This window comes from Streptomyces sp. NPDC058086, from assembly GCF_042885015.1.
Classification (GTDB): Bacteria; Actinomycetota; Actinomycetes; order Streptomycetales; family Streptomycetaceae; genus Streptomyces.
Window position 1 is genome coordinate 37,183 of the sequence record NZ_JBHVST010000039.1, and the last position, 21,886, is coordinate 59,068.

The 21,886-nt window shown below is 70.7% G+C and carries 13 protein-coding genes and 3 tRNA genes; 8 read left to right on the forward strand and 8 right to left on the reverse strand.

The window, feature by feature from the left end; all coding sequences use genetic code 11:
- The first annotated feature begins 858 nt into the window (after positions 1 to 858).
- Together ACFVWD_RS27875 and ACFVWD_RS27880 are read left to right on the forward strand one after the other, a co-directional pair.
- Positions 859 to 1,938, forward strand: a complete 1,080-nt coding sequence (locus tag ACFVWD_RS27875) for a glycoside hydrolase family 5 protein (protein ID WP_389599946.1) — start codon at positions 859 to 861, stop codon at positions 1,936 to 1,938.
- Positions 1,939 to 2,272: 334 nt separating this feature from the next.
- Complete coding sequence (locus ACFVWD_RS27880; RefSeq protein WP_389599947.1) at positions 2,273 to 5,560, forward strand: NPCBM/NEW2 domain-containing protein; 3,288 nt, start codon at positions 2,273 to 2,275, stop codon at positions 5,558 to 5,560.
- Between the two features lie 163 nt (positions 5,561 to 5,723).
- Here ACFVWD_RS27880 and ACFVWD_RS27885 read toward each other — a convergent pair.
- The 3 genes from ACFVWD_RS27885 to ACFVWD_RS27895 form a co-directional block, all read right to left on the reverse strand.
- A tRNA-Ile gene (locus ACFVWD_RS27885) sits at positions 5,724 to 5,797 on the reverse strand.
- A 165-nt stretch (positions 5,798 to 5,962) separates the two neighbouring features.
- Positions 5,963 to 6,035, reverse strand: a tRNA-Asn gene (locus tag ACFVWD_RS27890).
- Between the two features lie 5 nt (positions 6,036 to 6,040).
- Positions 6,041 to 6,113, reverse strand: a tRNA-Asn gene (locus tag ACFVWD_RS27895).
- 145 nt (positions 6,114 to 6,258) lie between these two features.
- Between ACFVWD_RS27895 and ACFVWD_RS27900 the strand changes: the two genes are divergently transcribed.
- From ACFVWD_RS27900 to ACFVWD_RS27915, 4 genes are all read left to right on the forward strand, one after another.
- Positions 6,259 to 6,564: a hypothetical protein gene (locus tag ACFVWD_RS27900; RefSeq protein WP_054233549.1), complete on the forward strand. Its 306-nt coding sequence runs from the start codon at positions 6,259 to 6,261 to the stop codon at positions 6,562 to 6,564.
- Between the two features lie 212 nt (positions 6,565 to 6,776).
- On the forward strand, positions 6,777 to 8,231 hold the full coding sequence (locus ACFVWD_RS27905) for an FGGY family carbohydrate kinase (RefSeq protein ID WP_389599949.1): 1,455 nt from the start codon (positions 6,777 to 6,779) through the stop codon (positions 8,229 to 8,231).
- Between the two features lie 202 nt (positions 8,232 to 8,433).
- Positions 8,434 to 10,167 carry an ABC transporter ATP-binding protein gene (locus tag ACFVWD_RS27910; protein WP_389599951.1) on the forward strand — a complete coding sequence of 578 codons (1,734 nt, stop codon included), beginning with the start codon at positions 8,434 to 8,436 and terminating at the stop codon, positions 10,165 to 10,167.
- On the forward strand, positions 10,167 to 12,095 hold the full coding sequence (locus tag ACFVWD_RS27915; RefSeq protein WP_389599952.1) for an ABC transporter ATP-binding protein: 1,929 nt from the start codon (positions 10,167 to 10,169) through the stop codon (positions 12,093 to 12,095). The genes ACFVWD_RS27910 and ACFVWD_RS27915 overlap by 1 nt, the downstream gene beginning before the upstream one ends.
- A gap of 169 nt (positions 12,096 to 12,264) precedes the next feature.
- Here the strand turns inward: ACFVWD_RS27915 and ACFVWD_RS27920 are convergent, their stop codons facing one another.
- The 5 genes from ACFVWD_RS27920 to ACFVWD_RS27940 form a co-directional block, all read right to left on the reverse strand.
- Entirely contained in the window at positions 12,265 to 13,575 is a 1,311-nt protein-coding gene (locus ACFVWD_RS27920) for an RNA polymerase sigma factor (protein ID WP_389599954.1), read from the reverse strand.
- Between the two features lie 179 nt (positions 13,576 to 13,754).
- Positions 13,755 to 15,659, reverse strand: a complete 1,905-nt coding sequence (gene dnaG, locus ACFVWD_RS27925; RefSeq protein ID WP_389599955.1) for a DNA primase — start codon at positions 15,657 to 15,659, stop codon at positions 13,755 to 13,757.
- Between the two features lie 56 nt (positions 15,660 to 15,715).
- Positions 15,716 to 16,981, reverse strand: a complete 1,266-nt coding sequence (locus tag ACFVWD_RS27930) for an NAD(P)/FAD-dependent oxidoreductase (RefSeq protein ID WP_389599957.1) — start codon at positions 16,979 to 16,981, stop codon at positions 15,716 to 15,718.
- A 91-nt stretch (positions 16,982 to 17,072) separates the two neighbouring features.
- The gene (locus ACFVWD_RS27935; protein ID WP_389599958.1) at positions 17,073 to 18,386 is read right to left on the reverse strand and encodes a deoxyguanosinetriphosphate triphosphohydrolase; all 1,314 of its coding nucleotides are present in this window, start codon (positions 18,384 to 18,386) and stop codon (positions 17,073 to 17,075) included.
- A 62-nt stretch (positions 18,387 to 18,448) separates the two neighbouring features.
- On the reverse strand, positions 18,449 to 19,273 hold the full coding sequence (locus tag ACFVWD_RS27940; RefSeq protein ID WP_389599960.1) for a sirohydrochlorin chelatase: 825 nt from the start codon (positions 19,271 to 19,273) through the stop codon (positions 18,449 to 18,451).
- 355 nt (positions 19,274 to 19,628) lie between these two features.
- On the opposite strand from ACFVWD_RS27940, the gene ACFVWD_RS27945 reads away from it, so the two are divergent.
- On the forward strand, positions 19,629 to 20,336 hold the full coding sequence (locus ACFVWD_RS27945; RefSeq protein ID WP_389599961.1) for a vancomycin high temperature exclusion protein: 708 nt from the start codon (positions 19,629 to 19,631) through the stop codon (positions 20,334 to 20,336).
- 8 nt (positions 20,337 to 20,344) lie between these two features.
- A complete protein-coding gene (locus ACFVWD_RS27950) occupies positions 20,345 to 21,874 on the forward strand; it encodes a pentapeptide repeat-containing protein (protein WP_389600007.1) in 1,530 nt (509 codons plus the stop codon).
- Positions 21,875 to 21,886 lie beyond the last annotated feature (12 nt).

A 21,886-nucleotide genomic window follows, 5' to 3' on the forward strand; every position in this document is an offset into this window, starting at 1 on the left:
GCAGCTGAATGACGGGTCAGGAGGGAGAGAGGATCACGGAGCGGGGTCGGGCCGCGACACCCCGCGCCCGGTGGATCTTCCTCGCACCGTGAAACTCTCCCCTGTCGCCCGCCTCCCCCTCATCCATCTCCCTCATCGATCGCCCCCGACTCCACGAGGACCGAGGCCGACGCCACGGTTCTGCGCCACTGGACCGCCGACAAGGACCGCTTCGACCTCCCCCTGGAGGAGGTCCTCACCCACCTCCACACACCCGACGACCTGGACTGACGTCCAGTTCCGTCACTTCACCACCGCTCCCCCTCTCACCTTGGTGCCGGGAATCCACCGCAGGACCCCAACGACGTTACGTGCGGGAAACCTTGACGATCACTGTCCCGGGTGCCACGATTCCGGCGCCGCCATGTTTACGTAAACATCGCCACCGACCCAGCCCCGGCCATGAGATCAGGCCTCGCCGTGCCGGCCGATGTTTACGTAAACATAGCGTTCCGGTCGGTGGATCAGGGAGGAGCGGACGGATGGGTTCAGCGCCGCAGGCGAGGGTTCACGGCGTCTGGAGACCGTCGAGGTCGAGACGGCGCAAGAACCGCGCCTCGCACCTGCCTTGAGCACGCCGAGACCCACCCGCGCGGGCGACAGGACCGCCCCGCGCTCCCCCGCACCCTTCCCCACACCGGTGAAGCGCCACCGGCGAAGCACCACCGCACCACCGCTACAGCACCGGTCGTCACCGGGCCCACGACGGCGAGCCGACGCCCCCGCGTCCCGTCCGGCCCGGCGAACCTTCCGACGGCCGCCCAGCCCCGCGCAGGCTCCGCCGGGCGCTGAGCCGCAGTCATCTGAAAGGGCAAGTCGATGCGCAACACCCCCGCCAGAACCCGCCTCACGCCCCGCCTGCGCGCCGCCTTCGTGGCGCTCCTGATCGCCGGCACCAGTGGCACGGCCATCGCCGCGACCAGCGGCACGGCCGTCGCCGGCGGCCCCGTCCACGCCGCGCCGGGCAAGGACACGACCCAGTTCAAGGGCGTGAACTGGGCCGACCCGCGTGACAACTTCGCCGACGACCCCGTCGTACTGTCCGGCCTGTCGACCTCCGACAGCTACGCCCGGACCTACGCCAAGGCGAGCCGGATCATCTCGGCGTTCCGCGCGAACCTCGGCGCCAACACCGTCCGGCTGCCCATCAACCCGTACACGGTCAACGGCTCTTACTGGAAGTCCTACCGCGGGGTCATCGACGCCGCGTCGGACAAGGGCTTCAAGGTCATCGTCTCCTACTGGGAGGGCACGGGCGCCCGCAAGGACGGGTTCATCGACGACCCCGCCACCTTCTGGCCCATGTGGAACACGGTGGTCAAGACCTACAGGAACGACAAGCAGGTCTACTTCGAGCCGATGAACGAGCCCCACGGCTACACCGACACCGAGTGGGCCGACATCGCCGCGAAGTGGCTGGCCACCTACCCCTCCGTCCCGCGCGACCGGGTGTTCGTCAGCGGCGCCGGCTACAACGACCACGTCACCTCCGTCTGCGCCGACCCGCGCCTGAAGGGCACCTACCTCTCCCTGCACCACTACGGGTTCTGGAAGGACTACGCCACCTATGACCAGTGGGTGTCCGACCTCAAGGAGCGCATCGGTGACTGCGCGGGCCGTACCGTCGCCGACGAGTTCGGCGCCCCGATGACCACCGGCCTCGACTACAACAAGCCGGACGCCTCCAACAACTACGTCAACTACGTCCAGGCCGTCACCGACACCTTCCGCCAGCTGAAGATGGGCTCCGTCTACTGGCCCGGCCTGCGCACCGACGACACGTACTCGCTGCAGACCCTCACCGGCGACCCCGCCCGCCCGTGGCTCGCGACCACCAACCAGTCCGGCGCCGACCGCCTCGCCTGGGCCTGGGGCCGCGGGAAGCCCGTCCAGCCCTGACCCGGCGGGCTCGAACCGACCCCGCACCAGGCGACGGCCACTCCCCGTCCGCCCCTCCGAACGAATACATAGCGCGCGAAACGCACGGCTGCGGCCCCCGGATCAGCTCCGGGGGCCGCAGCCTTGTCGCCGGCAAACCACGAGTGCGCAAACGGCATCGTTCCGCGGGCCCGGGCTGCGGCCCCGGATCAGGGCGAACCCGCGCACCACTTCCCTGGACGCGACCCAGCGCAACTCTCTGTTGAATCCTGTCCGGACCATTGTCCGACTACGTGAGTTCCTGTAGCACTGTGCGCGGAGCTGTTCCCCCGTCACTCTGACACCGGGAGAGCGCATGTCCCAGTCCGTACGGAGCCGTGCACCCAGACTGGGCCGCGCGCTCCTCACCGCACTCGTGCTGCTGCTGTCCGCCACGGCGAGGGCCGGGGCAGACGGTGTCGGCGCCGACGACACCGCCACCACCGTCACCGTGGACGACTCCGTCCAGGGAAGCGGGCGGGACCAGTTCGACTACCACGGCTCCGGCTGGGGTCACGCGAGTGGCGAAGGCGCGCCCGCCCTTCCCTATGAGGGCACCAACAGCTGGACCGAGCACGCCGGCGACTCGGTCGACTTCACCTTCACCGGCACCCGGCTCACCTTCCGCGCGGTCACCGACCCCGGCCATGGCATCGCCGCCGTCTCCGTCGACGGCGGCACCCCCGTCGACATCGACCTCTACAACACGACCCGCACCGGCGACGTCTCCCTGTGGACCAGTCCCACGCTGCCCGATGGCCCGCACACCTTCACGCTCACATCGACCGGGCGGAGGAACGAGGCTTCCAGTGGCACCGCGGTGACCGTCGACCGCATCGACTTCGTCGGCGAGGCACCCGTGCCCGGAAGGACCGACATCACGGTGGACGGCTCCGGCACCGGTCGCACCTTCGACGGCATCGGTGCCATCAGCGGCGGTGGAGGCAACTCACGGCTGCTCATCAACTATCCCGAGCCGCAGCGCAGTCAGATCCTGGACTATCTCTTCAAACCGGGCTACGGCGCCGCCCTGCACCTGCTCAAGGTGGAGATCGGCGGCGACACCAACTCCACCGACGGGGCCGAGCCCAGCATCGAACACACCAAGGGGACCGTCCACTGCGACAGCGGCTACGAGTGGTGGCTGATGGAGCAGGCCAAGAAGCGCAACCCGCACCTCAAGCTCTACGGTCTCGCCTGGGGCGCTCCCGGCTGGATCGGCAACACGGGCAACTCCCCGGGCGGCGGCCACTTCTGGTCCCAGGACATGATCGACTACCTGACCGCCTGGCTGGGCTGCGCCCGGCAGCACGGCCTGGACATCGACTACCTGGGCGGCTGGAACGAGCGCGGCTACGACACCGCCTGGTACGAGAAGCTGCACGCGGCGCTCGCCGCCCGGAATCTCCCGGTGAAGATCGTCGCGGCCGACTCGGGCCTGGACGTCGCGGACGACATCGTCTCCGACCCGGAGTTCGCCAAGTCCGTCGACGTCGTCGGCGTCCACTACCCCTGCGAGGGCGGCGACGGCGGCACCGCGAACAGTTGCCAGAGCTCGGCCAACGCCCAGGCCACCGGCAAGCCCCTGTGGGCCAGCGAGAACGGCTCCCTGGACGAGAACACCGGCGCCGGCGCCCTGATCCGCTCCATCACCCGCGGCTACCTCGACGGCAAGTACACCGCCTACCTCAACTGGCCCCTGCTGGCGGCGATCTACCCCAACCTGCCCTACGACACGGTCGGCCTGGCGGTGGCGAACCAGCCGTGGTCCGGGGCGTACGACATCGGCACCAGCCTCTGGACAACAGCCCAGGTCACCCAGGTCACGCAGCCGGGGTGGAAGTTCGTCGACAAGGCAAGCGGCTACCTCGGCGGGGACCGGACGGGTGGCAGCTACGTCACGCTGAAGTCGCCGGACGACTCGGCGTACAGCACCATCCTGGAAACCTCCACCGCGAGCAGCGCCCAGACCGCCGACTTCACCGTCAGCGGCGGACTGCCGACCGGCACGGTCCACGTCTGGGCCACCGACCTCAAGTCCGGCAGCACCTCCGGCGGCTTCGTGCACACCGCTGACGTCATCCCCGAGGGCGGGCACTTCTCCGTCACCCTCCAGCCCGGTTACGTCTACTCCCTGACCACCACCACCGGCCAGGGCAGGGGCAGCGCCGTCAGCCCACCGCAGGGCCACCTCGCGCTCCCCTACAACGACTCCTTCGAGCGGAACACCCCCGGGCGGGAGGCGAAGTACCTCTCCGACATGCAGGGCTCCTTCGAGACCGCGCGATGCGGGGGCGGACGACCGGGGCGGTGCGTCCGGCAGATGGCCGCGCAGCAGCCCATCGAGTGGCAGGACGACAGCGACGCGTTCGCCCTCCTCGGCGACACCGGCTGGAAGAACTACACGGTCGGTTCGGACGTCTACCTGGACAAGCCCGGCACGGTCGAACTCATCGGCCGTGCGGGCGAACAGCAGCGGCCGCAGTCCCACCAGGCGGGCTACTTCCTGCGGGTCGGCGACACCGGCACATGGTCGGTGGTCAAGAGCGACACCGGCGGCCGGCTGACCACACTCGCCGACGGCACCACCCGAGCGCTCGGCACCCATCGCTGGCACAGACTCGGCCTGAGCTTCAGCGGCACCACGATCACCGCGAGCGTCGACGGCAGGCCGCTCGGCGCGGTGGACGACTCCACGTACGCCTCCGGGCAGGTCGGCATCGGCGTGGTCGGCTACCGGACCGACGAGTTCGACAACCTCAGCGTCACCCCCGTACGGCACCCGGCCGAGCCCCCGGCCACACTCGCCGCGGACCTGCCGCCGACAGTCCACCGGGGTGAGTCGGCGACCCTCAGGACCACCTTCACCGTCCCGGCGCCGGACGACGCGGCCACCGACCTCACCCTGCGACCCGGCGCCCCGGCCGGCTGGACGGTCACCGCCACCACACCGACCACCTTCTCGAAGGTCTCACCGGGCCACTCCGTCACGGCGAGCTGGACCGTCACCGCCCCCACGGCGTCCGACACCCCCGTGTCCGTCACCTTCTCGCCGCTCGCCACCTACGCCCGCGGCGGCGTGCGGCACTGGACGTACGGCGCCGCGAAGACCGAGGTACCTATCCCGCCGCCCACCGGAAACCCGTACCTCAGCGACCTCTCCTTCGTCTCCAGCGACAACGGCTGGGGTCCCGTGGAACGGGACACCTCCAACGGCGAGCAGGCGGCGGGCGACGGACAGCCGATCACGATCCGCGGCACTGCCCACGACAAGGGGCTCGGCACCCACGCCGACAGCGACGTGGCGTTCTTCCTCGGCGGCGCCTGCAGCCGGTTCACCGCCACCGTCGGTATGGACGACGAGGTCGCCCCGTACGGCTCGGCCACCTTCTCCGTGACCGCGGACGGCCGGACGCTGACCACGACCCCCGTCCTCACGGGCACTTCACAGCCCCTGCCCTTGGACATCGACGTGTCCGGTGCCCAGCAGTTGCGCCTCGTGGTCTCGGACGGCGGTGACGGCAACGCCCACGACCACGCGGACTGGGCCGACGCCCGACTCGATTGCGCGGGGCCCGATCGGGCCGCTCCCGGCTCGAACTGACGTCACACCAGGGAACGGCGATTCCCCGGCCGTTCCCCCGGACGAGTGCAAAGAACGCGAAACGCACAACTGCGGCCCCCGGATCAGCTCCTAGGGCCGCAACCTTGTTGCTGGCAAACCACGAGTGCGCACGCGGCATCGTTTCTTCACGCGTAGCGCGGAGTGGGGCGGGTGGGACTCGAACCCACGGCCGACGGATTATGAGTCCGCTGCTCTAACCGGCTGAGCTACCGCCCCTTACGGCGCGTCGCGCACATTTGTGCGCGCCGTCTGCCGCAGCATAGCCGCTCATACGATCTCCTGCTTCGGATGGTCGGCAACGCATGACCATGAGGACTTCGGCGTGGCCTGCGCGGTTCCGCCGGACATGAAAAAGGACCCCTGAGGGGTCCTCTTCCGTTGCTCTCCCGACTGGACTCGAACCAGTAACCTGCCGGTTAACAGCCGGCTGCTCTGCCAATTGAGCTACAGGAGACCGAGCTCCCCCGACTGGACTCGAACCAGTAACCTGCCGGTTAACAGCCGGCTGCTCTGCCAATTGAGCTACGGAGGATTGCCTCGTTGCATCGAACGCACCTACCTGGGTATTCGCCAGGGGGCGTGCGCTCGCTGCGACACATACATTAGCGCAAGCAGGGGGGTGCTCCGCCAATCGGTTCCCCCCGCACCGATGCCGACGCAAGGGAAGGGTGGCCGCCATGCGCTACCGGCTCACATTCGTCGCCGGACTGGCTCTGGGTTACGTGCTCGGCACGCGCGCCGGACGCGAGCGCTACGAGCAGCTGAAGAAGTCCGCGCGCCAGGTCGCGCAGAACCCCGCGGTGCGCAACACCGCCGAGACCGCCGCCCAGCAGGGGCGCGAGATCGCGGGCAAGGCGTTCCACACGGTCGGCGAGAAGGTGGGCGACCACGTCCCCGACTCGGTCACCGCCCGCGTCCGCTCGCTGCGCGAACGCAACACCAACGGCACCCGCGAGGACGACTGGGGCACCAGCAACACGTAGGGCCCCGCGAGAGGCGCGGGGAACCACCCGATCAGCCCCCCACCGGCCGAAAGCCGAACGACTCCCGGCAGGCAGGGCGAGGGATCCCTGACAGGGTGGGCGAACGCGCCACCCCGTCCGACCTGCGCCCCGGCCCGTCGGGCACCCCGTGAGCCGGTCGCTACCGCCCTGCCCGGCGCGCCCATCCCCCGCCGTACGGCAGAATTTCCGCCATGGGGATAGTCGCCGGGTTGGACAGTTCGCCCGATTTCACTCGTATCGTCGTCTGCGACACGGACACGGGAGCCGTGCTCAGGCAGGGATATGCCCCGCATCCGGTGGAAACCACCGAGGGCGGCGGCCGTCCTTCCGACGTCGATCCGCAGGCCTGGCTGCTGTCCCTGGGCGAGGCGGCCGGCGGCGGGCTGCTCGAAGGCGTGCAGGCCATCGGCGTCTCCGCGCAGCAGAACGCGCTCGTACCGCTGGACACGCAGGGCAACACGGTGCGGCCGGCCATGGTCGGCGGTGACAAGCGCGCACAGGTCGCCGCCGCCGATCTCGTCGACGCGCTCGGCGGGCGCGAGGCATGGGCGCAGGCCGTGGGCCACGTACCGCAGGCCGCCCAGCCGGTGACCAAGCTGCGCTGGCTGAACAAGACCGAGCCCGACGCCGCGCTGCGCACCGCCGTGCTGCTGCAGGCGCACGACTGGCTGGTGTGGCAGTTGCTCGGGCGGCCGATGCGGCGGACCACCGACCGGGGCGGGGCCTCCGGGACCGGCTACTGGTCGGCGGCGACCGGCGGCTATCGGCCGGATCTCGTCGAGCTCGCGCTCGGCCACCAGGCCACGCTGCCCGACGTGCTGGGCCCGTCCGAGGCGGCGGGGACGACACCCGAGGGCCTGCTGATCTCCGCGGGCACCGGAGAGACCATGGCGGCGGCCTTCGGGCTCGGCATCGGGCTCGGGGACGCGGTCGTGTCCCTCGGCGCCTCCGGGTCCGTGATGGCCGTACACCCCGAGGCGCTGGTCGACTCCTCCGGCATGATCACCTCACTGGCGGACGCGACCGGCATGCATCTGCCGGTGGTGACCACCCTCAACGCCGTACGGACCCTGCGCGGCGCCGTCGAACTGCTCGGCCTGCCCGACCTGGAGAGCCTGTCCGAGCTGGCGATGAAGTCCACGCCGGGCTCCCACGGGCTGGTCCTGCTGCCGTACTTGGAGGGCGAGCGGACCCCGAACCTGCCGCACACCGCCGGGACGCTCGCGGGACTGCGGCGCGAGTCGATGCGGCCCGAACACCTGGCGCGGGCCGCCTTCGAGGGCATGCTGTGCGGGCTCGCGGACGCGCTCGACGTGCTGCGCGGGCGCGGCGTGGACGTACGGCGGGTGTTCCTGCTCGGGGCGGCCGCCGAGCTGCCGGCCGTGCAGGCCGCGGCGCCCGCGCTGTTCGGCGCGCAGGTCGTCGTCCCCCAGCCGGCGGACTACGCGGCGCTGGGCGCGGCCCGTCAGGCGGCCTGGGCCCTGGGCGTCTCGCAGGGCACGCTCGACCCCCAGCTGCCACCCGTCTGGCAGGGTGCGGTCGCCCATATTCTGGAGCCCGGTGAGGAACTGGCCGTGGGTCAGGCCGTACGGCAGCAGTACGTGTCCGTACGGGAACAGACGCATCCGGGAGCGTTCCGGGCATAGGGGCGTACAGGTGTGCGGAGAGGTGTCCCGGTGGGCGTAGAGGCCGGCATGGACCCTATGACGTACGTCTCAAGGTCCGGTTCCGGTCCGCTCTTGGTCCGCTCTTGGATTAATCGGTTGAGGTAACGCGGGTGGAGTGTCCGACGATAGGGGGTGGTGCACCACCGACCGCACTGCCGTCGACGACTCCGAGAGAAGCCGCGTGCTCATACGACTCCTTCGGACCTACCTCAGTCCGTACAAGAAACCCATAGCTCTCCTCGTGCTCCTGCAGTTCCTGCAGACCTGCGCAACCCTGTACCTGCCGACCCTGAACGCACACATCATTGACAACGGTGTCGTCAAGGGAGACACGGGTTACATCCTGTCCTTCGGTGCCCTGATGATCGGGATCTCGCTGGTCCAGGTCTTCTGCAACATCGGCGCCGTCTACTACGGCGCCCGTACGGCGTCCTCCGTCGGCCGGGACATCCGGGCCGCCGTCTTCGACCGGGTGCAGTCCTTCTCCGCACGCGAGGTGGGCCACTTCGGGGCACCCTCACTGATCACCCGCACCACCAATGACGTCCAGCAGGTGCAGATGCTCGCCCTGATGACGTTCACCCTGCTGGTGTCGGCGCCGATCATGTGTGTGGGCGGCATCGTGCTGGCCCTCGGCCTGGACGTGCCGCTCTCCGCGGTCCTGGTCGCCGTGGTGCCGGTGCTCGGCATCGGAGTGACTCTGATCGTGCGCAGGCTGCGCCCGCTGTTCAGGACCATGCAGGTGCGTCTGGACACCGTGAACCGGGTGCTGCGCGAGCAGATCACCGGCAACCGCGTCATCCGTGCCTTCGTCCGGGACGACTACGAGAAGGACCGCTTCGAGTCCGCCAACGCCCAGCTGACCGAGGTGTCCCTCGGTACCGGCCGGATGCTCGCCCTGATGTTCCCGATGGTCATGACCGTCGTGAACCTCTCGTCGATCGCCGTGGTCTGGTTCGGCGCCCACCGCATCGCCAGCGGCGGCATGCAGATCGGCGACCTGACCGCGTTCCTCGCCTACCTCATGCAGATCGTGATGTCCGTGATGATGGCCACCTTCATGTTCATGATGGTGCCGCGCGCGGAGGTCTGCGCCGAGCGCATCGAAGAGGTCCTGGACACCTCGTCGAGCGTCGTGCCTCCGAGCGCGCCCGTCGTGGAGCTGCGGCGCCACGGCCATCTGGAGATCCGCGGCGCCGGGTTCCGCTACCCGGGTGCCGAGGAGCCCGTCCTGAAGTCCATCGACCTGGTGGCGCGGCCGGGTGAGACGACCGCCGTGATCGGGTCGACGGGCAGCGGCAAGTCGACGCTGCTCGGGCTCGTGCCCCGGCTCTTCGACGCCACCGACGGAGAAGTCCTCGTCGACGGCGTGGACGTGGCGACCGTCGAGCCGAGACTGCTCGCCAGGACGGTCGGACTCGTCCCCCAGAAGCCGTACCTCTTCGCGGGGACGGTCGCCACCAACCTCCGGTACGGCAATCCGGACGCGACCGACGAAGAGCTGTGGCACGCGCTGGAGGTGGCGCAGGCCAAGGGCTTCGTGGAGCGGCTGGAGAACGGTCTAGACTCGCCGATCGCACAGGGCGGCACCAACGTCTCCGGCGGCCAGCGCCAGCGCCTCGCCATCGCCCGCACCCTCGTCCAGCGCCCCGAGATCTACCTCTTCGACGACTCCTTCTCCGCGCTCGACTACGCGACCGACGCGGCGCTGCGCGCGGCGCTCTCCCAGGAGACCGCCGAGGCGACCGTGGTGATCGTCGCCCAGCGGGTGTCGACCATCCGTGACGCCGACCGGATCGTGGTCCTCGACGAGGGCCGGGTGGTGGGCACGGGGCGTCACCACGAGCTCATGGCCGACAACGAGACCTATCGGGAGATCGTGCTCTCCCAGCTGACGGAAGCGGAGGCCGCCTGATGGCCGGGCCCATGGGACGCATGATGGCCGGGGGCGGCCCCGATCAGCGCTCGATGGATTTCAAGGTGTCCGGGAGGAGGCTCCTGGCCCAGTTCAAACCCGAGCGCGTCACCATGTACGGAATGCTGGTCGCCGTCGTCCTGAGCGTGGGGCTCTCGGTGGTCGGACCGAAGATCCTCGGCAAGGCCACCGACCTGGTCTTCGCGGGGATCATCGGGCGGCAGATGCCGGCCGGCGCCACCAAGGCCGAGGTCCTCGCCTCGATGCGTGAGCGCGGCGAGGGCGGCATGGCCGACATGCTCGCCGGGACGGACTTCACCCCCGGCAAGGGCATCGACTTCAGTGCCGTCGGAAACGTACTGCTGCTCGCGCTCTGTACGTTCCTGCTGGCCGGCCTGCTGATGGCGGTGGCGACGCGCCTGGTGAACCGGGCCGTCAACAAGACCGTCTACCACATGCGCGAGGACCTGCAGGCGAAGCTCTCGCGGCTGCCGCTGTCGTACTTCGACAAGCGCCAGCGCGGTGAGGTGCTCAGCCGCGCCACGAACGACATCGACAACATCCAGCAGACCCTGCAGCAGTCGATGGGCCAGCTGGTGAACTCCCTGCTGACCATCATCGGCGTGCTCGCGATGATGTTCTGGGTGTCGTGGCTGCTCGCGCTGGTCGCGCTCGTCACGGTCCCGCTCTCCTTCTTCATCGCCACGCGCATCGGCAAGCGCTCGCAGCCGCACTTCGTGCAGCAGTGGCGCACCACCGGCAAGCTCAACGCCCACATCGAGGAGATGTACACCGGGCACACGCTGGTGAAGGTGTTCGGGCGGCAGGAGGAGTCGGCGGCGCAGTTCGCCGAACAGAACGAGAAGTTGTACGAGGCCGGGTTCAAGGCGCAGTTCAACAGCGGGGTCATGCAGCCGCTGATGATGTTCGTGTCGAACCTGAACTATGTGCTGGTGGCGGTCGTCGGCGGTCTGCGCGTCGCGTCCGGCTCGCTGTCGATCGGCGATGTCCAGGCCTTCATCCAGTACTCCCGCCAGTTCTCGATGCCGCTGACGCAGGTCGCCTCGATGGCGAACCTCGTGCAGTCCGGTGTCGCGTCGGCGGAGCGGATATTCGAACTCCTCGACGCGGAGGAGCAGGAGGCCGACCCGGTGCCGACGGTGCGCCCCGACGAGCTGCGCGGGCGGGTGGCGCTGGAGAACGTGTCCTTCCGCTACGACCCCGAGAAGCCGCTCATCGAGGACCTGTCGCTGAAGGTCGAGCCGGGCCACACGGTGGCGATCGTCGGCCCGACCGGCGCCGGCAAGACCACGCTGGTGAACCTCCTGATGCGGTTCTACGACGTCACCGGCGGCCGGATCACCCTCGACGGGGTCGACATCGCGTCCATGTCCCGGGACGAACTCCGGGCCGGGATCGGGATGGTGCTCCAGGACACCTGGCTGTTCGGCGGCACGATCGCGGAGAACATCGCGTACGGGGCCTCGCGGGAGGTCACACGCGGGGAGATCGAGGAGGCGGCGCGGGCCGCGCACGCGGACCGCTTCATCCGTACGCTCCCGGATGGCTACGACACCGTCATCGACGACGAGGGTACGGGGGTCAGTGCGGGCGAGAAGCAGCTGATCACCATCGCGCGGGCGTTCCTGTCCGACCCGGTGATCCTCGTCCTCGACGAGGCGACCAGTTCCGTCGACACCCGTACGGAGGTGCTGATCCAGAAGGCGATGGCGAAGCTCGCGCACGGGCGGACGTCGTTCGTGATCGCCCACCGGCTCTCCACGATCCGGGACGCGGACACCATCCTCGTGATGGAGAACGGGTCGATCGTCGAGCAGGGTGCGCATGCGGAGCTGTTGGCGGCCGACGGTGCGTACGCGCGCCTCTACAAGGCTCAGTTCGCCCAGGCGGTGGCCGAGGTCGACTAGCGGGTGTGGGTGGGTGGGCGGGTGCGGGGAGGTGATTCCTCGCCCCCGCCGCCCCTACCCGTCCCATCCCTGGGGGCTGCGCCCCCAGACCCCCGCTACTGAGGGGCGCGGGGAACTGCGCGACCAGCCCCCACCGGCCCGCAGCCGGAGGACCACCCCCACGGCTCGGTCAGTCCAGGTAGCCGCGGAGTTGGTCTGCGAAGGCGTGGTCCCTCAGTTTGTTGAGGGTTTTGGACTCGATCTGGCGGATGCGTTCGCGGGTGACGCCGAAGATGCGGCCTATTTCCTCGAGTGTGCGGGGACGGCCGTCGGCGAGCCCGTACCGGAGCTGGACGACCTTGCGTTCACGCTCGCCGAGCGTGGAAAGCACCGCTTCCAGGTGTTCCCGCAGGAGCAGGAACGCGGCGGACTCCACCGGCGACGTCGCGTCACCGTCCTCGATCAGGTCGCCGAGCGCCACGTCGTCCTCCTCCCCCACCGGCGCGTGCAACGACACCGGTTCCTGGGCAAGACGCAGCACCTCACTCACCCGCTCACCGGGAAGGTCGAGGTGCGCGGCGACCTCGTCCGGCGTCGGTTCGTAGCCGCGCTCCTGCAGCATCCGCCGCTGGACCCGCACGACCCGGTTGATCAACTCGACCACATGGACGGGGACCCGGATCGTACGGGCCTGATCGGCCAGCGCCCGCGACATGGCCTGCCGGATCCACCAGGTCGCGTACGTCGAGAACTTGTACCCGCGGGCGTAGTCGAACTTCTCCACCGCCCTGATCAGACCGAGGTTCCCCTCCTGGACCAGGTCGAGCATGGTGAGCCCGCGGCCCACATAGCGTTTCGCGACCGAGACGACCAGGCGCAGGTTCGCCTCGATGAGGCGGCGCTTGGCCATGCGGCCCATGACGACGAGTTTGTCGAGGTCGAGGGCGAGCTGACTGTCCAGGTCGGGGGCGAGGCGGAGCTTCTCCTCGGCGAAGAGTCCGGCCTCGACGCGGCGGGCGAGTTCGACCTCCTCCGCCGCGGTGAGCAGCGGAATGCGCCCGATCTCGCGCAGGTACTGGCGGAACAGGTCCGAGGAGGGGCCTCCGGTGTCCGTACTGCGTCCTCGGGGCAGTTCGACGGGTTCTGGGACCTCGGCCTCGGTTTCGACCTCCACGGGCTCGGCCTCGGCCTCGGCGGCGCCCGCCGCCGGCTCGTCCGGCTCCGTCTCGGGGTGGTGCGCGGCACCCCTCTGCGGGGGCATCGCCGTGACGACGTCGGGCTCGGCGTCCGTATCCGTGTCCGTGAAGTTGTCGGTCTGTGTGAGGGTCTGGGTCTGCACGGGGGCGACCTCCAGGAATGTCGCTGCTGAGGCGTGCGGCAGCGGTACGTCGGGGATGGGGTCGACGGCCTCGCCGCAGTCCATCCCGTAGTCGTTTGGCGGAACCGCGGGAATCGGAAACCCGTCGCGTGCGGGTCGGCCGCGCTCCGAGGACTCAGGCACCGGAACCCAGTGTGGAGTACGACACATCGCCGCCACGAGGGGCGTGCGGTGACTTTTTGCTTCCGGTCCGTGACCCGGTGGTTACCGTGCCGTCCGAGTGCGCAGCTCAGCGCGCGCGAAACCGATTGAAGGGCGTACGGGATTGGCATGTGCGCCGGGCCCATCCGGGCAGGGCGGTCTCAGAGCGCCTCCGCGCCCCGCTCGCGCAGCGCCTGTCCGTACTGCTGGAGCACCCACAACTCGTTCTGCACGGCTGCCAGCTGGGCCGGGTCGCCGTGGGCGCTCGCGCGGGCCAGGGCACCCTGGACGTCCACGATGCGGCGCTCGACGGCGCGGCGGCGGACCATGACGAGCTGGTCGCCCGCGTAGGTCTCGTCGACGGTCTTGCGCATGATCGCCTCGACGGCCAGCTCGGTGACCATGGAGCGGACCACATCGTCCGGGGCGACCTCGCGGACCCGGACCAGATACTCCTGGGGGTCCTGCGTGCCGTACTCGGCACCGCCCGACTCCATGATCGCCAGGCGCACGGCGGCGTAGGGCGCGGCGGTGAACTCGTCGATCCCGTAGGCGTCGAAGGCCGGGGAGACCAGCTCGGGCCGCTGGAGGGCGAGCTTGAGCAGCTCGCGCTCGGTGGCGTAGACGGGGTTGCGGAGGTTGAGCGCCGGGCCGCCCGCGGACGTCCGGACGGCGGCGTACGTCTGCTGGGGGCGCTGCCCGTCGGCGGGGGCCGGGCCCTTGCCGCCGCGGTCGCGGGCCCAACGGGCCAGCTGGGCGACCCGCTTGACCACGAACTGGGTGTCGAGGATGCCGAGCATGCCGGCGAGCTGCACGGCGACCTCGTGCTGGGCGCCGCTGTTCTTGATGCGGGCGACGATGGGCGCCGCCTCGTCCAGGGCTGCCGCGCGGCCCGCCGGGGTCTCCAGGTCGTAGCGCAGGATGATCTGGCGCAGGGCGAACTCGAAGAGGGGCGTGCGGGGTTCGACGAGGTCGGCGACCGCCTCGTCGCCCTTGGCGAGGCGCAGGTCGCAGGGGTCCATGCCGTCCGGCGCGATGGCGATGTACGTCTCGGCGGCGAACTTCTGGTCGTCCTCGAAGGCGCGCAGGGCGGCCTTCTGGCCCGCCGCGTCGCCGTCGAAGGTGAAGATCACGCGGGCCGAGCCGTTGTCCATCAGAAGGCGTCTGAGGATCTTGATGTGGTCGCTGCCGAACGCGGTGCCGCAGGTCGCGATCGCGGTGGTGATGCCGGCCAGGTGGCAGGCCATGACGTCGGTGTAGCCCTCGACGACGACCGCGCGGCTGGCCTTGGCGATGTCCTTCTTCGCGAGGTCGATGCCGTAGAGGACCTGGGACTTCCGGTAGATCGCGGTGTCGGGCGTGTTCAGGTACTTCGGGCCGTTGTCCGCCTCGTACAGTTTGCGCGCGCCGAAGCCGACGACCTCGCCGCCGATGTCGCGGATCGGCCACATCAGGCGGCCGCGGAAGCGGTCGATGGGGCCCCGGCGGCCCTCCTGGGAGAGGCCGGAGAGGAGCAGCTCCTTGTCGGTGAAGCCCTTGCCGCGCAGATGGCGGGTGAGGTGGTCCCAGCCCTGGGGGCTGTAACCGACGCCGAAGTGCGCGGCGGCGGCCTGGTCGAACCCGCGCTCGGCGAGGAACTTGCGGCCCGCGTCGGCCTCGGGGCTGATGTCGAGCTGCTCCACGTAGTACTGAGCGGCGATCTTGTGCGCCTCGACCAGGCGGATCCGCTCGCCTCGCTGGTGGGAGGGGTTGTACCCGCCCTCCTCGTAGCGCAGGGTGATGCCGGCCTGTCCGGCGAGGCGCTCGACGGCCTCGGAGAAGGTGAGGTGGTCGACCTTCATCACGAACGTGATGGTGTCGCCGCCTTCCTGGCAGCCGAAGCAGTGGAAGAGACCCTTGCTGGGGCTGACCTGGAAGGACGGGGACTTCTCGTCGTGGAAGGGGCACAGACCCTTGAGGTTTCCGCCGCCCGCGTTGCGCAGCTGGAGGTACTCGGACACGACGGCGTCGATCGGGACCGCGTCCCGAACCGCCTTCACGTCCTCGTCGTTGATCCTTCCAGCCACGAGGTGATTCTACGGGGCCGGACTGACACTCCTGGGGCGAGGCGAACGCCCCGGTGTCAGGGGGCCAGGCTCTCCAGCGGTACGTGCGGGTTCGCCAGCGCCTCGGTGTCCACCTGGGCCCGGGACCGGATCAGTCGCTGGATGGGTTCCGTGACGTCCCACACATTCACGTTCATCCCGGCCAGCACCCGCCCGTCCTTCACCCAGAAGGCGATGAACTGGCGCTTGCCCGCGTCGCCCCGGATCACCACCTCGTCGTACGTCCCCGGGGGCGCCCAGCCCGAGTACTCGAGCCCGACGTCGTACTGGTCGGAGAAGAAATAGGGCACACGGTCGTACACCGTCCCGCGGTCCAGCATCGAGCGGGCCGCCGCCGGTCCGCCGTTGAGAGCGTTGGCCCAGTGCTCGACGCGCAGCCGGGTGTCGAAGAGGGGGTGCGGGAAGGCGGCGACGTCACCGGCGGCGTAGATGTCGGGGTCGGAGGTGCGCAGCCGCTCGTCGACCGCGATACCGCCGCCGTGCGCCCTGTCGGCGATCTCCAGGCCCGCGGCCTCGGCGAGGCCCGTGCGTGGCGCCGCTCCGATGGCCGCCAGGACGTCGTGGGCGAGGTGCTCCTCGCCGTCGTCCGTGCGGGCGGCCAGCACCATGCCGTCCTGGCCGACGATCTCGGTGAGCCGGGCCCCGAAGTGGAAGCGGACGCCGTGCTCGCGGTGCAGCTCGGCGAAGAGCTGGCCGAGCTCGGGGCCGAGGACCGCGTGCAGCGGGGTCTGGTTGTGCTCGACGACGGTGACCTCGGCGCCGTACTCGCGGGCCGCCGCCGCGACCTCCAGGCCGATCCAGCCCCCGCCCGCGATCACGAGATGGCCGTTGTCACGGCCGAGCGCGGCCAGGACGCCCTTGAGGCGTTCGGCGTGGGCGAGGCGGCGCAGGTGGTGGACGCCCGCGAGGTCCGTCCCGGGGATGTCGAGGCGGCGCGGCTCGGCGCCGGTCGCCAGGAGCAGCTTGTCGTAGTGGACGAGGGTGCCGTCGTCGCCGAAGCGGACGGTCTTCGCCGTGCGGTCGATGGCGTCGACGGTCTGGCCGAGGTGCAGCTCCACGTCATTCTGCGCGTACCAGGCGGGTTCGTGCACGAAGACGCTGTCCCGCTCCTCCTTGCCGAGCAGATAGCCCTTGGAGAGCGGCGGGCGCTCGTAGGGGTGGTCACGTTCGTCGCAGATCAGTATCACGCGGCCGGTGAAACCCTCCGCTCGGAGCGTCTCGGCTGCCTTGGCGCCGGCCAGGCCTCCTCCGACGATGACGAATGTCTGATCCGCGTCGACCACTTGATGCCTCCTCGTAACGTTGTCGCCAAGCGAGCGTCCCGCACGCAGCGTGATGCGGGAAGAGGGTGTGGCCCGATCAGGCCACGCAGGGTCACACTCCGCCGCCGCCTGTGGGGCGGGTGGTGAACCTGAGATGCAGTGAACGTGCCGAGGCGTCGGTGAGCGAGGCAATCTGGTCGACGATCACCCGCTTGCGCGCGCGATCGTCCCCGGCCTCGTCGAACAGCGCCCGGAACTGCGGGTCAAGACCGTCCGGGGCGCGGGCGGTGAGGGCCCCGGCCAGCTCGGCGACGACGATCCGCTGATCGGCGCGCAGCCGCTCCTGCTCGGCACGCTGCATGACGTACCGGTCGGCGACGGCCTTGAGGACGGCGCACTCGTGGCGGGCGGCGCGCGGGACGACCAGCTCCGCCGCGTACCGGGTGAGCCGGCCGGCGCCGTACCGCGCGCGGGTGGCGCCCTCGGCGGCCAGGCAGAAGCGACCGATGAGCTGGCTGGTGGCGTCCTTCAACCGGGCCTGCGCGACGGCCGATCCGTCGTACCCGTGCGGCCACCACTCCTGCTCCAGGAGCCGGTCGAGGGCCTCGGAGAGCTCGGCCGGGTCGGTGTCGGCGGGCACGTACCGGCCGATGGCGACCTTGAAGATCTCCTCGCGCTCCGGTTCGGCGTGCAGGCAGTTGGGGTCGATGTGGCCGGCGTGCAGACCGTCCTCGACGTCGTGCACCGAGTACGCCACGTCGTCGGACCAGTCCATGACCTGGGCCTCGAAGCACGTACGGGTGCCGGGGGCGCCCTTGCGGATCCAGTCGAAGACCGGCCGGTCGTCCTCGTAGGCCCCGAACTTCGGCGAGGCGGGGTCGGTGGGGTGGGCGCCGCGCGGCCAGGGGTACTTGGTGGCGGCGTCGAGGGCGGCGCGGGTGAGGTTCAGTCCCACGCTGACGAGTTCGCCCGTCTCTTCCGAGTGGACGAAGCGCTTGGGCTCGATCCTGGTCAGCAGGCGCAGCGACTGCGCGTTGCCCTCGAAGCCGCCGCAGTCCTCCGCGAACTCGTTCAGCGCCTGTTCGCCGTTGTGCCCGAAGGGTGGGTGGCCGAGGTCGTGGGAGAGGCAGGCCGCCTCGACGAGGTCGGGGTCGCAGCCGAGGGCGGCGCCGAGCTCGCGGCCGACCTGGGCGCACTCCAGGGAGTGGGTGAGGCGGGTGCGGGCGCTGGCGTCCCAGGCCTGACTGCGGGTGCCCGGGGTGACGACCTGGGTCTTGCCCGCGAGGCGGCGCAGCGCGGAGGAGTGCAGCACGCGGGCGCGGTCGCGCTGGAAGGCGGTGCGGCCGGGACGTTTGTCGGGTTCTACGGCCCAGCGCTCGACTGACGTCGGGTCGTACTCGTCGGAGAGGGGTGCGGTGCCGTCCATGTACCCGACAGTAAACGCAGGCAGTGACAAACGGGGCGCGGCCTACCGTCGGGAGGCGTGGATCAGGCCGAGGCCAGCTCGCGTTCCGGGGCGGGTTCGGGGGTCGCCACGGCCTGGTCGTAGCGGTGCAGGATCAGGCGGGCCATCGCGGCGTGGGTGCCCAGCGGGGCGGCGGCGATCCAGGGGGCGGCCGCGGCGCACTCGGTGGCGAAGCGGCCGGGCGCGGTGAAGTAGGAGGCGACGGCGATGCGGTGGCGGCCACGCGCGGCCAGGGCGCGCACGGCGGCGGCGACGGTGGGCGCGGCGGCGGAGGCGTACGCGGGGACGACGGGCACGCCGAGGCGTTCGGCCAGCAGTTGGGCGGTGCGGCGGGTGTCGGTGATCGACTCCGGGTCGCGCGAGCCCGCGGCGGCGAGCACGACCCCGCCGGCACGCCGGGTTGCGTCGCTCGTCCCGGTCCGCCAGCCGGCCTCGACGAGCCGCGCGTACAGCGTCTCGACGAGCAGGGGGTGCGGGCCGAGCGGGGCGGCGATACGGGCCCGCAGTCCCGGGACGGCGGCCGCGGCCTCGGGAATGTCCCGCTTGACGTGGTAGCCGCGGCTGAGCAGCAGCGGCACGAGAACGGCACCGTCGGCGCCGTCCCCGGTGTCGAGGGAGGCGAGCGTGTCGGCCAGCAGCGGTTCGTTGAGCTCGATGTGACCGAGGTGCACGGACAGGTGCGGGCGCAGCTCGCGGACGCGCTCGATCAGGGTGCGTACGGTGCTCAGCGCGCGCGGGTCGCGGCTGCCGTGCGCGACGAGGACGAGCGGCGGCGGCGCGGGGCGGCGGGCCCCGTTCAGCGAGACGAGGCTGAGCTGACTGCCGAGCTGGCTGGTGATCGCGTTCATGAGTTGCGCCGTACTGTCGAGGTGGGCGCCACCGAGCGGCTGCCCGCCGGTGGGGGTCCCCCCGCTCGGACGGAGCCGAGAGTGGGAGAGGGTCCTGGACTCGTCGTGAGAGGGTTTCGACGCCGTCATGAACCGATGGTGACGGTGCGAGGTTGCCGCGCGGTTGCACGGACGTGTCAGGTGTTTTCCGGGGGTTCACGGCCCGGTGCCGTGGCGGTGTGAGCGCCTCCCACCTGCGGTTGCGCGGCGCCGAGTGAGCCCGGTCACGGTACCCGGGCGAACCGAACGGGCTTACGCTGCGTCCCCATCTGTCGAATACCGACGCGATCGGACGCCACCGGGGGGACGAACAACCATGCCGCGCCTGCCGCACCCGAGGATCCTCAGACCGCGGCTGCCCCGCCTGCCACGCACCCGCGCCGGACAGCGGCGGGCCGTGCAGGCGGTCATGCTGTTGTGCGTGCTGGCGCTGCTTCCGGTGACCTGGCTGTACGTGAGCACGGCCGACGGGCTGCGCACGACGGCCGACGCGCCGCGCACCGAGGTCGCGGTGGTGTTCGGGGCCGGGCTGTGGAACGGCGAGCCGTCCCCGTACCTCGCGCACCGGCTGGACGCGGCGGCGAAACTGTACCGGGCCGGGCGGATCGAGGCCGTGCTGGTCACCGGGGACAACAGCCGCAAGGACTACGACGAACCGGACGCGATGCGGGCCTATCTGACGAAGCGTGGGGTGCCGGACCGGCGGATCGTCAGTGACTACGCCGGGTTCGACACCTGGGACTCCTGCGTGCGGGCCCGGAAGATCTTCGGCGTCCACGAGGCCGTGCTGATCAGCCAGATCTTCCACATCCGGCGGGCCGTCGCGCTGTGCCGGGCGGCGGGCGTGCGGTCGTACGGCATCGGGGTCGACGCCACCCACGACGTCACCTGGTACTACGGGGGCACCCGCGAGGTGTTCGCGGCGGGCAAGGCCCTGCTGGACGCGGTGTTCAAGCCCGATCCGCAGTTCCTGGGGCCGAAGGAGCCGGGGGTGGCGCGGGCCCTCGCTGCGGCGCGGAAGTGAGGACGGTCATCGATCCCGCCGGTCTGACGCCCGCGGAACGCCGTGTCTGGGAGGCCTTTCCGCTCGGCGAGGGCGTCGACTTCCGCGAGGAACCCGCCTCCGCCTCCTCCACCGGCCCCGGCGGGAACCCCGCCGACGACCCCGCGGGCGGCGCCTCCTGGGGTCCCGAGCGGACCGTGCGCGCCGAGGTGCTGCGGGCGCTGCTGATCGACGGACCGGCGCACGACGGCGAGATAGCCGGCCTGAAGCTCACCGGCGCGCGCATCACCGGACAGCTGGATCTCGTGTACGGGACGGTCGCGCAGGCCGTGCAGCTGCGGTTCTGCCACTTCGAGCGGGCTCCGAAGCTGTACGGGGCCCAGCTGCGCGCCCTCGTACTGAGCGACTCGGTGCTCCCCGGGCTCACCGCGGGGAACCTGCGCGTCGACGGGATGCTGCGGCTCAGCTGCTGCCGGTTCACCGGCCCGGTGCGGCTCCAGGGCGCGAAGATCTCCGGCGCCGTCTTCGTCAACGGGGCGCGGCTCGGCTCCCCGGCGGCACCGGACGCCGACACGAGGGACGCGGTCGCGGAACCGGTTCTCCAGCTCAACCACGCGGCCATCGGCACCGACCTGTGGGCCGTCGGACTCGTCGCGCACGGCCAGGTACGGCTGAACGGGGCCACGGTCGGCGGTCAGGTGAACCTCGACGACGCCGACCTGCACGTACCGGCGGGCGAGACCGCCCTGCACGCCGAGACCCTGTCGGTCGGCACCGACCTGCGGGCCGTGCGGCTGCGCGCGCGGGGCCGGGTCAACCTGAGCGGGGCGAGGATTCCCCACCAGCTCAATCTGGCCTATGCCCGGCTGTCCAACCCCGGGGGTCCGGCACTGCGCGCCAGCAGCTGTGTCATCGGCGAGCTGTGGCTGCGCGAGGCCGCGCCGATCGTGGGCACCGTGAACCTGCGCCGCTCCCAGCTGGACCTTCTGCACGTGCCTCCGGGGGTGTGGCCCGACCGTGTCCGGATCGACGGCCTCGGCTACCGCACCCTCGCCCCGCATCTGCCCGCCGAGCAGCGGCTGCCGCTGCTGGAACGCGAGGAGGGCGGCTATCTTCCCTACGCCTACGAGCAGTTGGCCGCCGCGTACCGCACGGCGGGCGACGACGCCGCCGCGCGCACGGTCCAGCTGGCCAAACTCCGCCGGCACCGCCGCACCCTCCCCCGCTACGCCAGGTTCTGGGGCCGGCTGCAGGACATGGCCGTCGGCTACGGTTACCGGCCGATGCGCGCGGCGGGCTGGCTGCTGTTGCTGCTGTGCACCGGTGCCGTCGCCTTCACGCTGCACCATCCGCCCGCCCTGAAGCCCGCCGAGGCGCCCGGCTTCAACCCGGTCTTCTACACCCTCGACCTTCTGCTGCCCCTTGTCGACTTCGGTCAGGAGACGGCCTTCGCGCCGCGCGGCTGGTACCAGTGGCTCTCGTATCTGCTGATCGCCGTCGGCTGGATCCTGGCCACGACGATCGCGGCGGGCGTCACCCGCTCCCTGAACCGCCAGTAGCCTCCGGCCCGG